General features: G+C 33.9%; 20 protein-coding genes. 8 read left to right on the top strand and 12 right to left on the bottom strand.

Annotation, left to right across the window (positions count from 1 at the left end; all coding sequences use genetic code 11):
• Positions 1-59: 59 nt before the first annotated feature.
• The 12 genes from ABIQ27_RS10480 to ABIQ27_RS10425 form a co-directional block, all read right to left on the bottom strand.
• The gene (locus ABIQ27_RS10480) at positions 60-2315 is read right to left on the bottom strand and encodes a heavy metal translocating P-type ATPase (RefSeq protein ID WP_348033845.1); all 2256 of its coding nucleotides are present in this window, start codon (positions 2313-2315) and stop codon (positions 60-62) included.
• Between the two features lie 55 nt (positions 2316-2370).
• Entirely contained in the window at positions 2371-2943 is a 573-nt protein-coding gene (locus ABIQ27_RS10475) for a helix-turn-helix domain-containing protein (protein WP_348033844.1), read from the bottom strand.
• Between the two features lie 80 nt (positions 2944-3023).
• Positions 3024-3587: a helix-turn-helix transcriptional regulator gene (locus ABIQ27_RS10470; RefSeq protein WP_348033843.1), complete on the bottom strand. Its 564-nt coding sequence runs from the start codon at positions 3585-3587 to the stop codon at positions 3024-3026.
• A 291-nt stretch (positions 3588-3878) separates the two neighbouring features.
• Positions 3879-5192 (bottom strand): serine hydrolase domain-containing protein, encoded by a 1314-nt coding sequence (locus ABIQ27_RS10465; RefSeq protein WP_348033842.1) that lies wholly within the window; start codon positions 5190-5192, stop codon positions 3879-3881.
• A gap of 400 nt (positions 5193-5592) precedes the next feature.
• Complete coding sequence (locus ABIQ27_RS10460) at positions 5593-6129, bottom strand: NADPH-dependent FMN reductase (protein ID WP_348033841.1); 537 nt, start codon at positions 6127-6129, stop codon at positions 5593-5595.
• A 98-nt stretch (positions 6130-6227) separates the two neighbouring features.
• Entirely contained in the window at positions 6228-7604 is a 1377-nt protein-coding gene (locus tag ABIQ27_RS10455; protein ID WP_348033840.1) for an alginate export family protein, read from the bottom strand.
• A 64-nt stretch (positions 7605-7668) separates the two neighbouring features.
• Entirely contained in the window at positions 7669-8265 is a 597-nt protein-coding gene (locus ABIQ27_RS10450) for a short chain dehydrogenase (RefSeq protein ID WP_348033839.1), read from the bottom strand.
• Positions 8266-8308: 43 nt separating this feature from the next.
• Entirely contained in the window at positions 8309-9217 is a 909-nt protein-coding gene (locus ABIQ27_RS10445; RefSeq protein WP_348033838.1) for an NAD(P)/FAD-dependent oxidoreductase, read from the bottom strand.
• Positions 9218-9344: 127 nt separating this feature from the next.
• Positions 9345-9569, bottom strand: coding sequence for a hypothetical protein (locus tag ABIQ27_RS10440; RefSeq protein WP_348033837.1), 225 nt, complete (start codon positions 9567-9569; stop codon positions 9345-9347).
• Between the two features lie 94 nt (positions 9570-9663).
• Positions 9664-10527, bottom strand: coding sequence for an AraC family transcriptional regulator (locus ABIQ27_RS10435; protein WP_348033836.1), 864 nt, complete (start codon positions 10525-10527; stop codon positions 9664-9666).
• Positions 10528-10718: 191 nt separating this feature from the next.
• Entirely contained in the window at positions 10719-11111 is a 393-nt protein-coding gene (locus tag ABIQ27_RS10430) for a DoxX family protein (protein ID WP_348033835.1), read from the bottom strand.
• A 71-nt stretch (positions 11112-11182) separates the two neighbouring features.
• A complete protein-coding gene (locus ABIQ27_RS10425) occupies positions 11183-11758 on the bottom strand; it encodes a Crp/Fnr family transcriptional regulator (RefSeq protein WP_348033834.1) in 576 nt (191 codons plus the stop codon).
• 376 nt (positions 11759-12134) lie between these two features.
• Between ABIQ27_RS10425 and ABIQ27_RS10420 the strand changes: the two genes are divergently transcribed.
• From ABIQ27_RS10420 to ABIQ27_RS10385, 8 genes are read left to right on the top strand one after another with little or no spacing between them, the layout of a single operon-like run.
• Positions 12135-12728 (top strand): TetR/AcrR family transcriptional regulator, encoded by a 594-nt coding sequence (locus ABIQ27_RS10420; protein ID WP_348033833.1) that lies wholly within the window; start codon positions 12135-12137, stop codon positions 12726-12728.
• 52 nt (positions 12729-12780) lie between these two features.
• Complete coding sequence (locus tag ABIQ27_RS10415; protein WP_348033832.1) at positions 12781-13272, top strand: acyl-CoA thioesterase; 492 nt, start codon at positions 12781-12783, stop codon at positions 13270-13272.
• Between the two features lie 20 nt (positions 13273-13292).
• Positions 13293-13868: a DUF1572 domain-containing protein gene (locus ABIQ27_RS10410; RefSeq protein WP_348033831.1), complete on the top strand. Its 576-nt coding sequence runs from the start codon at positions 13293-13295 to the stop codon at positions 13866-13868.
• Positions 13861-14373 (top strand): DinB family protein, encoded by a 513-nt coding sequence (locus tag ABIQ27_RS10405; RefSeq protein ID WP_348033830.1) that lies wholly within the window; start codon positions 13861-13863, stop codon positions 14371-14373. The genes ABIQ27_RS10410 and ABIQ27_RS10405 overlap by 8 nt, the downstream gene beginning before the upstream one ends.
• Positions 14370-15257: a hypothetical protein gene (locus ABIQ27_RS10400; protein ID WP_348033829.1), complete on the top strand. Its 888-nt coding sequence runs from the start codon at positions 14370-14372 to the stop codon at positions 15255-15257. The genes ABIQ27_RS10405 and ABIQ27_RS10400 overlap by 4 nt, the downstream gene beginning before the upstream one ends.
• Before the next feature lie 11 nt (positions 15258-15268).
• Positions 15269-16213, top strand: a complete 945-nt coding sequence (locus ABIQ27_RS10395) for a 2-dehydropantoate 2-reductase (protein WP_348033828.1) — start codon at positions 15269-15271, stop codon at positions 16211-16213.
• 10 nt (positions 16214-16223) lie between these two features.
• Positions 16224-16748: a DinB family protein gene (locus tag ABIQ27_RS10390; RefSeq protein ID WP_348033827.1), complete on the top strand. Its 525-nt coding sequence runs from the start codon at positions 16224-16226 to the stop codon at positions 16746-16748.
• A 39-nt stretch (positions 16749-16787) separates the two neighbouring features.
• Entirely contained in the window at positions 16788-17321 is a 534-nt protein-coding gene (locus ABIQ27_RS10385) for a GNAT family N-acetyltransferase (protein WP_348033826.1), read from the top strand.
• Positions 17322-17407 lie beyond the last annotated feature (86 nt).

The raw sequence follows: 17407 nt of genomic DNA, 5'->3' as shown, positions 1-17407 counted from the left end.
CAAAAAAAATGTCCGGTATGAAACCGGACATTCTTCAAAATCAAAACGTGTAGATAAAATCAGAGTTTTAATGCCTTCAGTCTTAAACTATTTCCTACTACCGAAACAGAACTTAAAGCCATAGCTGCTCCCGCTATCATAGGATCCAATAAAAATCCATTGTAAGGATACAATAGTCCTGCTGCAAGCGGAATTCCGATTAAGTTATAAATGAAGGCCCAAAACAGGTTTTGCTTAATGGTAGTAATGGTTTTTCTCGAAAGTTCCAGCGCCTTCGGAATCATAGTAAGGTCGGAAGTAATTAGGGTCATCTTCGCAACATCCATCGCGATATCTGATCCTTTGCCCATGGCAATACTTACATCGGCCTGAGCCAGTGCATGACTGTCGTTAATCCCATCGCCTACCATTGCTACGATATGCCCTTTGGATTGTAATTCCTTAATGAAAGCTGCCTTTTCAGATGGCATTACTTCTGCTTTATAATGCTGCAGTCCTACCTCTTTCGCTACAGCTTGTGCCGTTTGAGCATTGTCCCCGGTAAGCATATATACCGCTATACCTTTATTTTGCAATGTGGCAATAGCTTCTTTTGAACTCGATTTTATTTTATCTGAAATAGCAATACAGGCAAGTACTTCTGTTTCATTGGCAAAATAAACTACAGTCTTAGCATTTTTCTGCCACTGTTCAGCACTCGATAGCACCAGTTCATTCATTTTAATATGCTGCGTATCCATTAATTTCTTATTCCCAATAAAATACGACAAACCGTCGTTTTTGGCTCTGACCCCATTTCCTGTGATACTTTCAAAATCAGTCAAAGCAACTGTGGAAACCAAATCCTGTTTAAAATGTGCCGTTACGGCTTCTGCCAAAGGATGCTCGGATAGCGCCTCCATCGCATAAAGTATTTGTCTGGTGTAGATAAAATCGTAATCATTATTTTTCCATACAATATCAGTCACTACTGGCTTTCCTTCGGTGATAGTACCTGTTTTATCTAATATGATAACGTCGACTTTGTGCGCCAGCTCTAAACTTTCAGCATCTTTTATCAGTATATTGTTTTCTGCTCCTTTACCAATACCTACCATAATAGCAGTGGGAGTTGCCAACCCCAAGGCACAAGGACAGGCAATAACCAATACTGAAACCGAAGTCAGTAAAGCATGTGTTAAATTATTCTCATTTCCTAAAAGCATCCAGCTAATGAAAGTAAGGATTGCAATCAGTAAAACAACTGGAACAAAAATACCGGCTATTTTATCAACCAGTTTCTGCACCGGCGGTTTACTTCCCTGGGCTTCCTGCACCATCTTAATTATATGAGCCAATACCGTATCTCCGCCAACCTTTTCCGCCTTAAATTCAAAGCTCCCTTTTTGATTAATGGTTCCTGCAAAAACTTTTTCACCGGTGGTTTTTTCAACCGGAATAGGTTCTCCGCTTATCATACTTTCATCTACAAAGGAAACTCCCGTAGTAACAGCTCCATCAACCGGAATTTTTTCACCTGGTTTGACAATAATAATATCCGCAATTTTTACTTCAGAAACAGGAATTTCAGTTTCTGTTCCACTTACTTTAATCCGTACCGTCTTAGGCTGTAGTCCAATTAGTTTTTTTAATGCAGACGATGTATTCGATTTTGCTTTTTCTTCCAAAAGTTTTCCAATAGAAATAAAAGCAATGATTACAGACGCAGCTTCAAAATATACATGTGCGTGTAATCCCCTGGCATGCCAAAACTCAGGAAAAAAAGTGTTGAACGCACTAAAGGAATAGGCGATCCCTGTACTCAAAGCTACCAATGTATCCATGTTCGCTTTTCTGTGTTTGGCTTGTTTAAATGCATTAACAAAAAAGCTTCTGCCCAAATAAAAGACAACAGGTGTTGACAATAACATCATAATATAATTGGCATAGGGTATATCCATAAAGAACATACCTATAACAGAGACTGGTATTGACAATAAAATAGCTAAAAAGGTTCTCCTTTTTAGTTCTTGATAATGCTTTAAATGAGCATCTTGCTGAGCCTGAAACGGATCTTCCACTCCCACAATCAGATCATAACCAACCGAACGGGTTCTGTTTTGAATTTCTTCGATGGTAACATCGTCAGAGTATTCAATCCAGGCAGATTGATTGGCATAATTCACACCGGCATCTTTAACACCTTCGGTCGTTTTGAGGATGCTTTCCACACTGATAGCACACGCAGCACAAGTCATCCCTGTAACCGGAAAAGTTTGCTTGGTGAAAATATTCATTTTATCTTTTGTTGGAGCATTTTGCTTTGCTGTTTTCATAATTGAGAAAATTGTTTTTGATTTTGATTACTTTTGATTTTGTTGATGACTGAAACTACGATTGTGAAATGGCGGAATTCTTTCTGAGATTCTTAAAATGGTAGGTATCGAATCCGGTATACGATTTTAATTGTCTTGATAAATGGGAAACACTGCTGAAACCCAGCTCATCCGATATAACCGTAAGCGATTTATCCGTGGTCAGTAAAAGGTCTTTAACTTTTAATATACGCTGGGTAATAATATATTTTTCAAGCGTCATTTCTTCATGTTCAGAAAAAACAGAACTTAACATAGGGTAGTCCATATTCAGTTCCCGGCTCAGAAAAACCGAAAACAGAATGGTGTTTTTAGATTCAAATTGCTTTACGATAGCTTGGGCAACAGCCAGTTTAATTAAAATAATGAGGGCTTCCTTTTTATCACTTAAAAGATCAAACCCATATTTTTGCAGCGTACTTTTTACTTCATGAAAATCTATATTGGCAGGCAGCCCCCCGATAAATGAAACTTCATCCAGAGTGATCGAGTCAATTTCAATACCGAGTAATGACAGTTCATCAAACACTACTGTCATACAGCGTGCGCAAACCATTCCTTTAATACGTAATTTGTTGATTGTTTTCATGTTCTTCTAATTTGAAAGACAAAATTAGAACATGATGCAGAGGGCGTTGTTGTATTATTTACTGAATGATGTGTAAAATTTTACAATTGATCCAACGGATTTCGTTTACTGTCCTTGATAGACTTGAAATAGGATGGGGTTAGCCCGGTAATTTTTTTAAATTGAGTTGAAAGATGCTGCACGTTGCTATAACCAAGCTTATAGGATATTTCACTTAATGACAGTTCGTTATAAACCAATAGCTCTTTTGCTCTTTCTATGCGCTGTAAGATAATATATTGCTCAATTGTGACACCAGCTGTGGAAGAAAAAATAGAGCTTATATAATTATAATCAATAGGCAATTGTTGTGCTATAATATCGGAAAAATTTCTTTTTACCGCAATCTCTTCAGATCCATGAATAAGAGTAACAATAATATTTTTTACTTTTTCAATAAGTACCGCTTTGCGGTCATCCAGCAATTCAAAACCATGAAACGCCAATCTTTCTTTTAAATCGTCCAAAGACACTTCAGAAAGTTCATCTGCAAAGGTAACTTCACCTAATTGAATGGATTCAGCGACCAGATCTAATTTCTCCAGTTCTTGTTTTACGACAAGCACGCACCGCTGGCAAACCATATTTTTTATTGCTAACTTCATGAAATTATGATATTGAAAAAATACAAGACAAATTGTATTTATAAAAGTTAAAAGTAATTAATACTATTGAAAAACAAAGGTTTATTAAAAACTTAAATGTAAACAGCCCTAATTCTATGCTTTTTTTGAATAACATTCGTTATTGTTGAAAAAACTTCTCCTTCCACAACTTCCATCTGAGTGTTGCCATCCCTTGACGCTGCAAAGTTGATACTAAATAATAAACGTACTTTGCACTATTCCTAAAATTATGTATAAAATTTAAGAGATATAATAAGTTTTTTTGCGAACCTATTTGCTGATTTTATCACCCTTTTTGGTACTTAGTCCTTGGGTGATTGTTATTTGAATCTTTGCGTCTTTATCTTTTTTAAAATAAATCATCACATCTTCTTCCTTTTCAAAAAAGGCGTTTTCTTTCATTCCAAATAATTCGGTTTTGGACTCGTTTGGACGTTCAATAAATAATCTGTTATCGTCAAGGGTAATTTTGACATGATAATCTGTTTTAATCTCGTATTCACCCATGTAGGTTGTAAGCAGTTCTTTGTTTACTTGTATTTCATCATAATAGCTATATGGCTTATCATAAAGTATCGAGAAAATCGAAAGCCCAATTGATTCGATTTGACGGTTATATATATTGTTTAACAAAATCACGCATGCATCTTCCTCCTGAATCCTACCAAAATAGCTTGTGAATCCTTCGATATTGCCTCCATGGGAAACAATTTTTTTTCCATTTACAATATCAATCCAACAGCCAAAGCCATATCCGTCAAGAAAAGGCGTTGTAATTTTTTCTAAGCTTTCTTTTGTAACCACCTTATAATTCAACAGACCTTTATGCCATAAATACAAATCACCCACAGTACTATATAAAGAGCCTGCCGAATAAGTAAATGTATGATTCCATGGCAAAGAAGATTCCTTTTTATTTTTTGTGAAACGTATGTATCCTTTCGCCTTTTGATTACTACTTACAGTTTGGAAATCAAAACCACTATGCTTCATTTTCAAAGGTTTCAAAAAATACTCATTTATGATTTTCTCATAAGGTTTGCCTGTGACTTTTTCAATTATTAATCCCAAAAGAACATACCCTGAATTACAATAGGAGTATTCTGTGCCAGGTGTAAAATATAGTGGTTTATCAATAAAAAAAGAAAGCAGTTTTTCTTTACTCAAAACCTGCTGCTTATCTGCTTCCATAAAAGCAGGATCCCTGAATAATTCAAAAAGGCCCGAAGTGTGCGTAAGCAGATTTTTGATTGTAATTTCTTCACCATGAGGAAAGGCGGGTAAATATTTGTTGACCTTATCATCAAGTGATAATTTATTTTGCTCCATTAATTTAATAATGGCAGCAGCAGTAAACTCTTTCGTCGTTGAGCCAATCTGATACACCGTATTTACAGTATTAATTAACTTCTTTTCTGCATCCTGATAACCATACCCTTTTTCGAATACTATTTTGCCATTTTTAATTACTAAAACTGATCCGTTAAATCTATTTAACTTAACTGCCTTCTTAATAAGACTGTCAATTTTCACATTGTATTGCTGGGCATTTACGTGAAATGCAGCAATCATTAAAAACAGCATAATTGGTTTTTTTATTTTCATCGGTACGGTGCAAAAAGTATAATCAGTAATAATATAAGCATTAGTAGTGTCAAAGGTGCAAAGATAATTCGTTCAGTCCAGCTATTCGATTTTAAATTTCCAAGAGTATTAATAAAATACAGAACAGCCATAATCCACAACAAAATCTCTATAAGTTGCTGAGGCAAGGAAATACCTAAGTAACCTGCTTTTGCGAGTAGAATAATTGTGAACCCGCTTGTTGCAACTATCGAGACCGACTCAAATAAATACATCTGCTGATCAGTCTTTAATCTGCCTCCCCATATCATTTTATAGCGAAACCATTTTAAAATAACTGCGGTGTGAAACAATAAAAAAAGAAGGTGAATGCAAATTAAAATGCTAAGTGAAATTTGGATCATTGTCTGATTAACTCCTTAAATGCGATAATAAATTGTTTTAAATTATCTATTGTATTCTCATCAGTAATTTGTCCATTTTGATCTATTTTCCCCTTTATTCCTTGTATCAACAATGTCGTTTTCTCTGTAAATTTTGCCATAACAGTTTTCATGATTAACTGCAATTCTTCATGCGCCAGTTGTCCGCTTGCAGAAGCTGTTATAAGGCCAATTGTTTTGTCTGTGAAAACTGTGGTTGAAACACACCATTCCATAGCATTTTTTAGTCCACTTGGGATACTAAAGATATATTCAGGTGTACAAATCAGTATTCCGTCCGCATTTTCAATATGCTGCCTAAATTCAATTACTTCTTTTGGTATGTTCTCAGTTGAAAGATCCGGGTCGAAATGAGGAAGTGTTTTCAGCCCCTTAAATACTGTCAGATTAAAAAAATCTATCGTCAATTTGGCGATATGGTCAGCAAGCTTTTCGTTTGCAGAGTGGCTGTTTGCACTTCCTATAATTACGAATATGTTTTTCTTTTTTGTCATTTTTTGTTTAATAATCATAAATATAATGAAAGGCTCTAAGAGAAAATCTACGGTCAAATGTATTCGTTATTTTGTCAAATATGGTTCGAATACTATTGTTAAAACTTATAAGAGGCTCTGCAGGACACGTAGGTTATGTCTTTGCCTTTACCCGTTTCTTTCACATAGTCTCCTGCAAAAAAGTACGAAGCATCAAATCCGAACGTCAAATGGTTGTCCACAAAATAGTTAGATTCCAGTGCCAAAAGCGAACCGATTTCCTTTTTTGTTGAGGCAAAAAGAAGCGTAGGATTTGGGCGTGTTTCTAGAGCACCTCCTGCTCCCGGTGAATAAGTCCCATCTTGGTCACTTTGTCTGCGCAGCCAGTAAGCACCTGCATATACATTACTTTTCTTAGTCGGATTAATTTTGATATAAGGATTAATATTCGCCACATTAGACAAACCAATAGGTGCCACTAACCCAAAAGGCGGTTTTGAAAAAAGAGAATTGTATGTGTTTAAATTCTTGTCATTTGGGTTTTTATCTCCTGACGTATAGTTGGCAGCGAAACCTACAATGAAGTTTTTGCTGGGAGCTACTAAATAATTTAAATCAGTACTAAAGCCATAGGCACTTATTTTTAAATCATCAAATTTTCCTTTTTGATAGGTTCCTTCTACTTCGTAATTAAACACTGGGTTTTCAGAGTAAAGCCTTAAACCTGTTGTTTCACGGCTTTCATGACCTTCAGCATAATTGTATTTTCTTCGGTCGGAGTTGAACAAAATAGTATACGAATCCATAAGTAGTTTATGAGGAATTAACCTTTCTGTAGCATAAATACCGACAATAGCGTCTTTAAAAGATTGGTCATCAAATGCACCTTTTTTTGAAATAACAGGAGTCATGACAAATACATCCCATTTCCTTCTTTCAGTATAATATTTAAAAACTGCAGCATCAAAAGTTAAACGAGTATTTGGGCCTTCTCTAAAGGTCAGCATACGATGATTGCCATAAAAAACTTCCTGACGGCCAACACGAATTATACCATTTTTATGATATCTGAAATCTAAAAATGCCTGATGAAGGCTTAGACGGTTTTCATCAATTTCTGGTGTTAATGGGTCAGGATTTCCAAAACGAAATGTGCTTCCCAGGTGTGCAAACAAACGCCATTTGGTTCCAAATTCGATATTGGTATGTGCCATTACTCTTTGCCAAACCTGAATAGCATTGGGGTTGCTTACTGTAGGCGGAACATCTCCAAAATTTTGATTTTCGTAATACTGATATTGTTCTCTTATTTCACCACCAAAAGAGATGGTTGAATTTTTGAAAAGCGGTATATACTTTGTCTTTTCAAATCCTTTTTTAGAAATGGTGTCATTTTTCAAAGAGCTGAAATTGTCATTATACCTCTCCCAATTGATTTGACTTTGGGCAATAGTAGCCGTAAGCAACAGCGTTGCTATGATGATTGTGTTTTTCATGATGAAGAAAGAAATCGGGTCATAGTCTTAATTGATACCTGACCCGATCGTTTAGATTATAGAATTAGTGAGATTTAATTATTTGTCCGGTACCTGCCCCGAACACACTTTTGCGGAACATATATTCCAGTTCCCTCATAGTTGTTGGAATTTCTCCCGGGAAGTAAGGAAAATATTGTGGTGAGTCTTCAATAACCGTTGGACTGACCGCATTAATTCGGATACCATTTTCTAATTCAATACTGGCTCCGCGAACAAACCCTTCAACAGCTCCGTTGGCAGCTGATGCATTGGCAAAATTCTTTTGTGGATCATTTGTTAATGCTCCTGTAATTAATGTGAAAGAACCTTTCGGATTAATATAATGCTGACCAATCAGTACTAAGTTAATCTGTCCCATCATCTTACCTTCAACACCTTTTCTGAATTCTGTATCAGTCAAAGTTTTCCATGGTCCAACATGTGTTGGGCCCGCAGTAGAAATAAGTGCATCAAACGAACCGACTTGTTTGAACATATTTTCAATTGATTCAGTTGAAGTAATGTCAGTTAGTATATCTCCGTCTTTAGAAGCTACTTTGATTATTTCATGTTCTTTTTCTAAAGCACTTACTAAGTGTTTTCCCATGGTGCCTGTTGCACCTACGATAATAATTTTCATTTGTTTTTGATTTTAATTAATTGTTGATTGAAACTGATTTGATTTAAAATTTCTCGAATATGATTTCTTTATTGACCATCATACCCGTTGTAGTCCCCATAGAAACAGCATTGGCAACTGTACGCATTCGCGATACATTATCGCCCGCTGCATAAATTCCGTCTACGGTAGTTTTATGGGCTGCATCAATTTTGATATAGCCTTCTTCAGTTAGTGCGCATCCCAAACTTTCAGGAATACCACTGTGCTGTTTAAAGGGTGTTCGTGTATATATTGCGGTGACTGGTGATTTATTTCCGTTTTTAAAAATGATTTTCTGAATGTGTCCATAATCGTGCTCAAACCGGTCTATTGCTGTCTCCACAATTGCTATGTTGTGGCTGAAAAGTTGTTCCGTTTGTTCCTGAGTCAAGGTAGATTTACCATTAGTGTAAATTGTCAATGCAGAAGTCCAGTTCGAAATAAGTTTACCAAATTCAAATGCATAATCACCATTACCCAAAATTCCTGTAATTTCATTTTTAACTTCATATCCATGACAATATGGACAATGCAATACTGATATGCCCCAGCATTCTGAGAAACCAAATATATTTGGCATTATGTCTTTAATACCGGTGGCAAAAACTAATTTTGTTGCAGAAAAAATTTCTCCCGCAGCAGTAGTAATTTCAAAACCATTTTCTGTTTTAGTTCCTTTGTCTGCAATGCCGTTAAAAAAGGTCACAGTATTATACTTTTCAACCTGATGTTTTGCAATTGCTGTAATTTCAGCAGGTGATTTACCATCTTGTGTAATGAAATTATGCGAATAAGGGGTTTGTCTGTTACACGGCATTCCACTATCTATTATCAAAACTTGCTTTAGCGCTCTGCCTAATGCCATGCCTGCGGCAAGGCCGGAATAACTTCCTCCAATTATGATTACGTCGAATATTTTTTTATTTTTCATTGGATAATTTTTTGAGAAATTTGTTAAGTCAAAGGGAATTGAAAACGCAATCATGGCCATACCGCTTTGCTTGATAAATTTTCGTTTTGATTTAGAGATCAAAGCCGCTTTTTCCGAACTCACTATTTTATTTTTCGTCAATTTTAGAAGAAAACGAACGAATGATTAAACCTAAAAAAGGCAAACCAACAAACACGATCCAGGGCACTAATACAATGGTTAGCAGTAAAGTCCTTTCGTACAAAGGCATTACAGATAGTGGTTTACCAAACAGGTAAAGAAATAATGTTATGGAAGGATAGATTACTACCCAAATTTTTAAAGAGGTGATTAATTTGACTTTCGTTTTCATTCTGATTACTTATTTTAGTTACTATTTTAGTACGGTACAAAAGTAGTAGCGGTGGTAACCTGAATGATAGGACGAAAATGTAGTTTAACAGGATTTATTTTAAGTTATGCCGGTAAGCTTCAGGAGAATATCCGGTATGTTTTTTAAAAAACCGGATGAAATAGGAAGTATCTTCATAGCCAAGGTGATAGGCTATTTGGTTTACTTGGTTAGATGTTGCCAGAAGATATCTTTTAGATTCAAGGATAATATACTCATTGATTATTTCTGAGCCCGTTTTATTTAGCAAAGTTTTAGTGATAGTGTTAAGTTGATGAAGTGATAGATTCAGCATTTCAGCATATTGAGACACTTGCTTTTCAGTCGTAACATTATTTTCTAAAAGTTCGAAAAAATCTTCCAGACGTTCCTGCAAATAGGGATTGGTGCTCTTGGTATGAATTGTGCTGGAATCTCGTTGGCGAATAAGTTCTATAAATAAAACGCCTAAATTTGCTTTGATGACTTCTTGATAACCCTTTTGTTTCTCGGTATACTCCAGAAAAACGTAAGTCAATAATGAGAATAGTTTTTTGAATTTATCAGCATCAACCTGATAGAAATTCTTTCCGCTTGCCTTCCGTAAGTGATGATTAGATGCTTTGTCTTGTGGATTATAAAAATCGGTCTTAAATTCTAATAGGAAGCCGGTACTTACTGCTTTCAAAGTATGCTGATGCACCTGACCGGGGCGCATAAAGAATAGAGAATAATCCCCAACTTCATAGGTAGTAAAGTCTATTTCATGATTTCCCGCACCTTTTTCTAAAGCTAGTATATAAAAAAAATCGTGTCTGTGCAGTTCCTGGCTTATGTCTTTGCCGTTAAGTAATTCCTGAACACTCCGAATGCTAAAGCTTTCAGAAAAATGCTGTTCCGTTTCAGAGGCATTAATTTTTCGTATTGGAATGTCTTTCATGTATAAACCGTTAACTTTAGGTTTAGAACCAACTCAAAGGTATAAAACAAACCTTTAATTTACAATATACTAACCTCCTAGAAAAAAAAACATTTTAGTTTATTTACAAAACTAGTCCTGCTATTAAGTTTCAGAATAGGACAAAAATGCGATTGGATAGGACATATTTTAAATAGTGCAGAAAAGTATTTTTAGTAGCATTCTGACTTATCAATGTTAAAAAGGAGAAAATAGGCAGATAATAGAACAATGAGTACTATAGTGGCTTTGACACAATCAGCATAGCTTTGAATCATGTACCCTGAAATAAAAGCAAAAATTACATCAAAAGTAAATGCTGCAAAAACCCATTCCCGCAAACGTCTAAACGGGGGTATTAACAAGACCGTCGATCCGATAAGTTTAGCAATACCCAGCATTGAAATGAAATAGGGAGGGTATCCCATTTTTATTGTTTTGGGATAAGTAGCTGGGTTTTTTGTGATTTCCAAATAGCCACTCAGGATAAAGAAGGCACTAATTAGAACTGTCATTGTCCAAAAAATAATTTTTTTGTTTTTTAATGGGATCGTTTTTAATAACATTTTATTGATTATTTATTGGGACAAAAGTATCTGCCATAATCAATATAAAAATTACCAAATGTTAAAAAATGCTATAGTTGCGCTTTAAGCCTGCTTAAAGATTGTTCGGTAATACCTAAGAAAGACGCAACCACTTTATTTGAGAGGTTCAAAACAATCTCTGGTCGAGTTTGAAGGAGGTTATTATATCTTTCTTTTGCGTCTAAAGTTATCAGAGTCTCTACTCTAGCGGCATATTTGATTGCTACTTTTTCTAAACTAATGAGGTATACAGTTCTAAAGCCAGGGCAGGCATTTACAAGATAATAGAACTTTTCTTTAGTAAAAACTAAAAATTCTGAATCTGCAAGAGCTTCAATATATTCATGAAGTGGAAAATCTTTTAAAAAGTTTATTGCCCAGCAATAAGCATTTTCAAAAGCTATAGTACTTGTACACTCGTTCCCTTTTTTGTCTAAATAATAAGTTCTTAAGCACCCCTTATATATAAAATAAAGTTCTTTAACCTCAGAGCCTTCTTGTTTCAGAATAGTATTTTTGCTGATGCTTCTGGTCGAAGTATTAGCAATAATCAATTCTACTTCCCATTCCTCAAGGTGAGTAAGTGACTGTATTTGATTAATATAATATGAAACAACTGGATGCATTACTTGGTAATTTATTTCCTTAGAACTGTAAAAATCCTCTTTATTCCATCAAATATAATCTATTATAGTCCAACGCTCCTAAAAAAATTACCGTCACAGTTATTGGTGCAATAACGCGTAAACTATTTGACTTTCAACTGATAACACAGATCTATACCCCGCGCACGAAAATAGCAATGAGTAGTCTTCACTGCGTATTGCCTCTTTATTTTAGGAACAGCAGCACCATATTTCACCTTCTTATAATAAGTAAAAGAAAACTAAAATTATAAACTAAGTATTAAGCACATAAAACCTCAAAACAAATTTGATATTTTTTAAAATATACCAATCGGTATTATTTTTTAATTATATTTGTACTTGAATAATGCTATTAATGACGTCAAAAGCAGACCATACTAAACAATTTATTATAGAAAAAACAGCCCCTATCTTTAATGCTAAAGGGTATTCTGGTACATCACTGAATGATATGATAACGGCAACTGGTCTAAGCAAAGGGAGTATCTATGGTAATTTTGAAAATAAAGATGATGTAGCATTGGCATCATTTGATTACAACTATGGCTTAATAGTTACTTATTTAAGAAATCAAATTGAAACTCGTCCAAATATGATAGATAGACTACTAGTTTATCCTGAAACATATAGAAACTTTTTAGAATTACCATTTTTAAAGGCAGGATGTCCAATATTAAATACTGCTACTGAATCTGATGATACGCACCCATTATTAAGAACTAAAGCCATAAATGCCTTAATGTTTTGGAAACAAGCAGTTATAAAATCTATTAACACCGGCATTGAAAGAAATGAAATTAAAGCGACCACTGACTCAAATCAATTTTCATTTGTTTTAATGTCTTTAATTGAAGGTGCAGTGATGCAAGCAAAGGTCACTGGTAATTCAGAAGCTTTAAAAGTTACAATGGATTATTTAGAAAATTTGATTAAAGAGTTAAAAACATAAAAAAATTTAAAATAAAATATACCGACTGGTATATTAATAAAATAATTTAAAAATGAAACAGTTAGAAAAAATAATTGAAAGTAAAGTAAAAATCAGGTTTCCAGATTGCGACCCTTTTAACCACCTCAACAACTCAAAATACATTGATTACATCATTAATGCAAGGGAAGATCAGTTAGTAGAGTTTTATGATTTTGACATCTATAAATTGGCCCAACAAGAAGGTATAAGTTGGGTTGTGGCACAAAACCAAATAGCTTATTTGTCTCCCGCAACACTTATGGAAACGGTTACCATTCAAACCCAATTAATTTTCTGTAATGAAAAAACTCTCGTTCTGGAAGCTTTAATGTGGAATGAAGACAAATCAATTTTGAAAGCAATATTATGGTCAAAATTTATCCATTTTAACCTGAAAACGAAGAAAAGTGAAATTCATTCAGAAGAACTAATGAACCTATTTAAGCAAATTGAAAATCCTTTAAACGAACCAATCGCTTTTGAAAAAAGAGTTGAAAATTTAAGATTTTCTAATACCAATTAATAAGATTTAAAACTAGAAAAATGAACACAGATTATTTAGAAAGTGCAAAAAAACAATTCGAGTACTACAAAATGTTAGGCGATAAAACCATTGCACAATTACCCGAAGATACATTGTTTTGGCAATACAACAAAGAAAGCAATAGTATAGCCATTATTATAAAACACTTGTCAGGCAATATGCTTTCTCGGTGGACAGATTTTTTGAATTCAGACGGAGAAAAAGAATGGAGAAATCGTGATGCAGAATTTGAAAATGATATCAATTCAAAAGAAGAATTACTAACGAAATGGAATAATGGCTGGGAATGTTTATTTAACGCATTGGATGAAATTAAAGAAGACGATTTTTCAAAAACGATTTATATCCGAAATCAAGGTCATTCTATAACAGAGGCAATCAACCGTCAGCTGGCTCATTATCCTTACCATATTGGTCAAATAGTCTTTATTGGAAAAATGGTGAGCAATGAAAATTGGACTTCATTGTCAATTCCAAGAGGAAATTCTAATACGTATAATGCAGAAAAATTTTCTAAAGAAAAGCACAAGGAGCATTTTACAGAAGAGTTCTTTAAAAAAAATAAAGATGAATAAGAGCGAAATAATAGCCACTCTGAATACAGCACAAGCACTATTTTGGGAATCCGCAATTCAGATGCCAAATCCAACAATTCCTTTTAATGATAAATGGTCCGTGTGTCAAAACGTGCAACACATTAATATTGCATTGTTACGAGTAAGTAACTACTTGGCACTTCCAAAATCAAGTATCAAATCCAATTTCGGATTGTCTGAAAGAATATCTTCAAACTATGAAACTAGTAGCAATGTGTTTGGAAATGCTCTAAAAAATGGGGCAAAAACAACGGATGCATTTATGCCTGAAATAAAGTTGGCTACAAGTGTTGAGGAATTAGTTAGCCAAGGAAAAGATTTACTTGCTGCCTTAATTTCAAATCTAGAAAATTGGTCAGAAGATGAATTGGAAATGTACAATTGTCCACATCCCATTTTCGGAAAAATGACAGTTAGAGAAATACTTTATTTCACTATTTATCACGTACAACACCACAATGAAACAATAAAAAAAATGAAATGAAAAATCTAACAAAAACAAACCTAGTACTGTTCTTTATTTTGGCTTTAAATGCCAAGGCACAAACAATTAAAACCGTTAATGGCTTCAACCATATTGAAAGCGTAGCAATCGATGGACGATATATGTATGCCGCTGATATTGGTAAGGAACTAAACCCATCCGCTAAAGATGGGGACGGCAAAATATACAAATTAGACCTCAAGGGAAATATACTGGATGCTTCTTTCGTAAAAGAAACGCTAAATGCGCCTAAAGGTTTGGCTATTGATAAGGGAGTTCTATATATCAATGATGTAGATCGTTTGTTAGCTATTGATATAAAAACAGGAAGTAAATTATATGAAATTGATTTTAGCAAAGAGACTTCTTTCCTAAATGACATTGCAGTGTGGGACAAAAACACATTATATGTTTCGGCTACTGATAAAAGTAAACTTTTCAAAGTTAATTTAATAGATAAATCATATTCTGAAATAAAAACTGATAAAACTATTGCAGGGATTAATGGCTTGTATTGTACTAAAAAAGCATCAAGACTATATGTAAACGGTTTTGGAAGTGATAATAAACCAAATGGCGTTATAGGTTACATAAATCTTAAAAATAATCAGTTTACTCAAGTAACTAAAATGGAAGGGTACTATGATGGTATCTATATTGACGATGACATACTTTATTTCAGTAATTGGGTGGCATTCGAAAAAAAGGGGGTTGTATTTTCTATGCAATTAACTAGTGGCAAAATTTCTGTTGTAAAAATGCCAGAACCAATTAGCGGACCAGCAGACTTTATAATTTTTAATGACCAGTTAGTTATTCCTGGAATGATGGATGGCACATTACTATTTGCACCATTAAAAAAAGAAGTGTATTTCATCAATTAAAAAACTACTGCATGAAAAAATCAATAACAGTAATAGGACTAGGAGGAGTTGGTGGTTACTTCGGTTTCAAATTAGCACAAACTTATAGTGTTTCTCCAGATGTTAGTATAACTTTTGTAGCAAGGAACGAAACATATACTATTGTCAAAGACAAAGGATTAACATTGCTTTCTGCGGAACATCCAAACAGTAGCGCCTATCCAAACAACTTGATTAACAACCTTCATGATTTACCAGTTTCAGACTTAGTTTTACTATGCGTTAAAGAATATGATTTGGAGGCGGTTTGTGTTTCAATTGAAGATAAAATAAAGGATGACACTATTATTTTACCTTTAATGAATGGTGCCGATATCTATGAAAGAATTCGTAAAATTATTTCAAATGGCATTGTCTTTCCATCTTGTGTATATGTGGCTTCACATATAAAAGAAAAAGCATGTATAGAACACAAAGGCAAACCGGGTAAAATAATACTTGGTAAAGATCCTTTTTACCAAAAATTTTCATCTGACACAATTGTTTCATTACTCAAAAATGCAGGAATTGATGTCGAATTCAAAGAGGATTCATTGCCAGATATTTGGACAAAATTTTTCTTTATTGCTAGTTTCGGACTAGTTACAGCACGATATAACAAATCTATTGGGCAAGTCAATGAAGAGGATAATCTAAAAATGGAAGTCTTAACAATAATGAATGAAATTAAGCAAATTGCAATACTAAAAAAAATAAAACTTTCAGAAACAATAATTCAAGATACTTTCGAAAAAGCAGCAACATTTCCATACCATACGCCAACTTCTTTGCAGTTAGATGTGCAATCGAAAAAAGCACAAAATGAGCTAGAATTATTTGCAGGAACAATCATTAAATACGGAAAAGAATTAGGAGTAGAAGTTCCAGCTACAACTAAAATTTATGAAGAAATAAAACAGCTCAAGATAATACTCTAAAAAAAGGAATATGAAACTCACACTTAATAAATCAATCGAAATTCTTACTACAACACCATTTGTTTTGGAAACTCTTTTAAGCCAATTGAGTACTGAATGGCTCTACAATAATGAAGGTGAAAACACATGGAGCCCGCATGAAATCGTGGCTCATTTAATTGAAGGCGAAAAAACAAATTGGATGCCCAGAGTAGAAATAATACTTTCAAATAATCAAGATAAAACATTGGAAAGCTTTATCAGGATGGACGAAAATAAATCCTATAAAGAAAAAAGTATTACTATGCTTTTAAATGAATTCAATGAGTTACGTAATCAAAACACTAGCAACCTAAAAGCTAAAAATATTGACCAAATAAAACTAAATAAAATAGGCATCCACCCAGTTTTTGGTGTAGTAACATTATCAGAGCTTATAGCTACTTGGACTACCCATGACCTAAATCATATAGCGCAAATAGCCCGTGTATTAGCTAAGCAATATGAGGACGAAGTAGGTCCCTGGAAACAATATTTATCAATACTTAAAAAGTAAATACTTGAATAAGAAATGCAATTAAAATCGATTTAAAAAATGGAATCAAAATACAACATTGTAAATACCAACTATAATGATTTAGAAATGATTTGTTGGATGTTTGAAGAGGCAATTGCCTATCAAAAAAGAAACAAGTATAAGGGTTGGGATAGTTATGACAAAATTTTTCTAGAAAATGAAATCAGTAAACTACTTCAATTTAAAATTGTAACCAATGATTCTTCTATCTTATGTATTTTCAGTGTCTGCTTTAATGATCCTTTAATATGGCGTGAAAAAGATAAAGGGACCTCAATTTATTTACACCGCATAACAGTAAACCCAAAATTTAAAGGGCAAAAGCAATTTGAAAAAGTCCTCAATTGGGCAATAGAATATGCACAAAAAAATAACTTAGATACAATAAGAATGGATACTTGGGCTGAAAATACGACAATAATAGAATATTATAAAAGTTACGGCTTTCAATTTTTAGAAAATTATAAAACCACCAATACCAAAGAATTGCCAATCCAACATCGAAATTTAAATGTAGCTTTATTGGAGTATTATGTTAATCCTTCGTCATAAAAATGACATTTGTTAAATATAAATTCTGGCTAAAGAACCTATCCGTTCCAAGTACTTAAAGTCACTCTTAGAATTTAAGGGGCTCA

This window comes from Flavobacterium sp. (assembly GCF_039916025.1).
Taxonomy (GTDB): Bacteria; Bacteroidota; Bacteroidia; order Flavobacteriales; family Flavobacteriaceae; genus Flavobacterium.
The sequence above is the reverse complement of the archived record's forward strand: the minus strand, read 5'-3'. Positions and strand labels throughout refer to the sequence as shown.

What these genes read in the sequence shown, in the direction of transcription:
- ABIQ27_RS10390 (WP_348033827.1), top strand. Translation starts at nt 16,224, where the DNA reads ATGAAACTCACACTTAATAAATCAATCGAAATTCTTACTACAACACCA.
- ABIQ27_RS10435 (WP_348033836.1), bottom strand. Translation starts at nt 10,527, where the DNA reads ATGAAAGACATTCCAATACGAAAAATTAATGCCTCTGAAACGGAACAG.
- ABIQ27_RS10425 (WP_348033834.1), bottom strand. Translation starts at nt 11,758, where the DNA reads ATGCATCCAGTTGTTTCATATTATATTAATCAAATACAGTCACTTACT.
- ABIQ27_RS10450 (WP_348033839.1), bottom strand. Translation starts at nt 8,265, where the DNA reads ATGAAAATTATTATCGTAGGTGCAACAGGCACCATGGGAAAACACTTA.
- ABIQ27_RS10465 (WP_348033842.1), bottom strand. Translation starts at nt 5,192, where the DNA reads ATGCTGTTTTTAATGATTGCTGCATTTCACGTAAATGCCCAGCAATAC.
- ABIQ27_RS10400 (WP_348033829.1), top strand. Translation starts at nt 14,370, where the DNA reads ATGAAAAATCTAACAAAAACAAACCTAGTACTGTTCTTTATTTTGGCT.
- ABIQ27_RS10420 (WP_348033833.1), top strand. Translation starts at nt 12,135, where the DNA reads ATGACGTCAAAAGCAGACCATACTAAACAATTTATTATAGAAAAAACA.
- ABIQ27_RS10460 (WP_348033841.1), bottom strand. Translation starts at nt 6,129, where the DNA reads ATGACAAAAAAGAAAAACATATTCGTAATTATAGGAAGTGCAAACAGC.
- ABIQ27_RS10395 (WP_348033828.1), top strand. Translation starts at nt 15,269, where the DNA reads ATGAAAAAATCAATAACAGTAATAGGACTAGGAGGAGTTGGTGGTTAC.
- ABIQ27_RS10480 (WP_348033845.1), bottom strand. Translation starts at nt 2,315, where the DNA reads ATGAAAACAGCAAAGCAAAATGCTCCAACAAAAGATAAAATGAATATT.
- ABIQ27_RS10470 (WP_348033843.1), bottom strand. Translation starts at nt 3,587, where the DNA reads ATGAAGTTAGCAATAAAAAATATGGTTTGCCAGCGGTGCGTGCTTGTC.
- ABIQ27_RS10455 (WP_348033840.1), bottom strand. Translation starts at nt 7,604, where the DNA reads ATGAAAAACACAATCATCATAGCAACGCTGTTGCTTACGGCTACTATT.
- ABIQ27_RS10440 (WP_348033837.1), bottom strand. Translation starts at nt 9,569, where the DNA reads ATGAAAACGAAAGTCAAATTAATCACCTCTTTAAAAATTTGGGTAGTA.
- ABIQ27_RS10405 (WP_348033830.1), top strand. Translation starts at nt 13,861, where the DNA reads ATGAATAAGAGCGAAATAATAGCCACTCTGAATACAGCACAAGCACTA.
- ABIQ27_RS10475 (WP_348033844.1), bottom strand. Translation starts at nt 2,943, where the DNA reads ATGAAAACAATCAACAAATTACGTATTAAAGGAATGGTTTGCGCACGC.
- ABIQ27_RS10445 (WP_348033838.1), bottom strand. Translation starts at nt 9,217, where the DNA reads ATGAAAAATAAAAAAATATTCGACGTAATCATAATTGGAGGAAGTTAT.
- ABIQ27_RS10410 (WP_348033831.1), top strand. Translation starts at nt 13,293, where the DNA reads ATGAACACAGATTATTTAGAAAGTGCAAAAAAACAATTCGAGTACTAC.
- ABIQ27_RS10385 (WP_348033826.1), top strand. Translation starts at nt 16,788, where the DNA reads ATGGAATCAAAATACAACATTGTAAATACCAACTATAATGATTTAGAA.
- ABIQ27_RS10415 (WP_348033832.1), top strand. Translation starts at nt 12,781, where the DNA reads ATGAAACAGTTAGAAAAAATAATTGAAAGTAAAGTAAAAATCAGGTTT.
- ABIQ27_RS10430 (WP_348033835.1), bottom strand. Translation starts at nt 11,111, where the DNA reads ATGTTATTAAAAACGATCCCATTAAAAAACAAAAAAATTATTTTTTGG.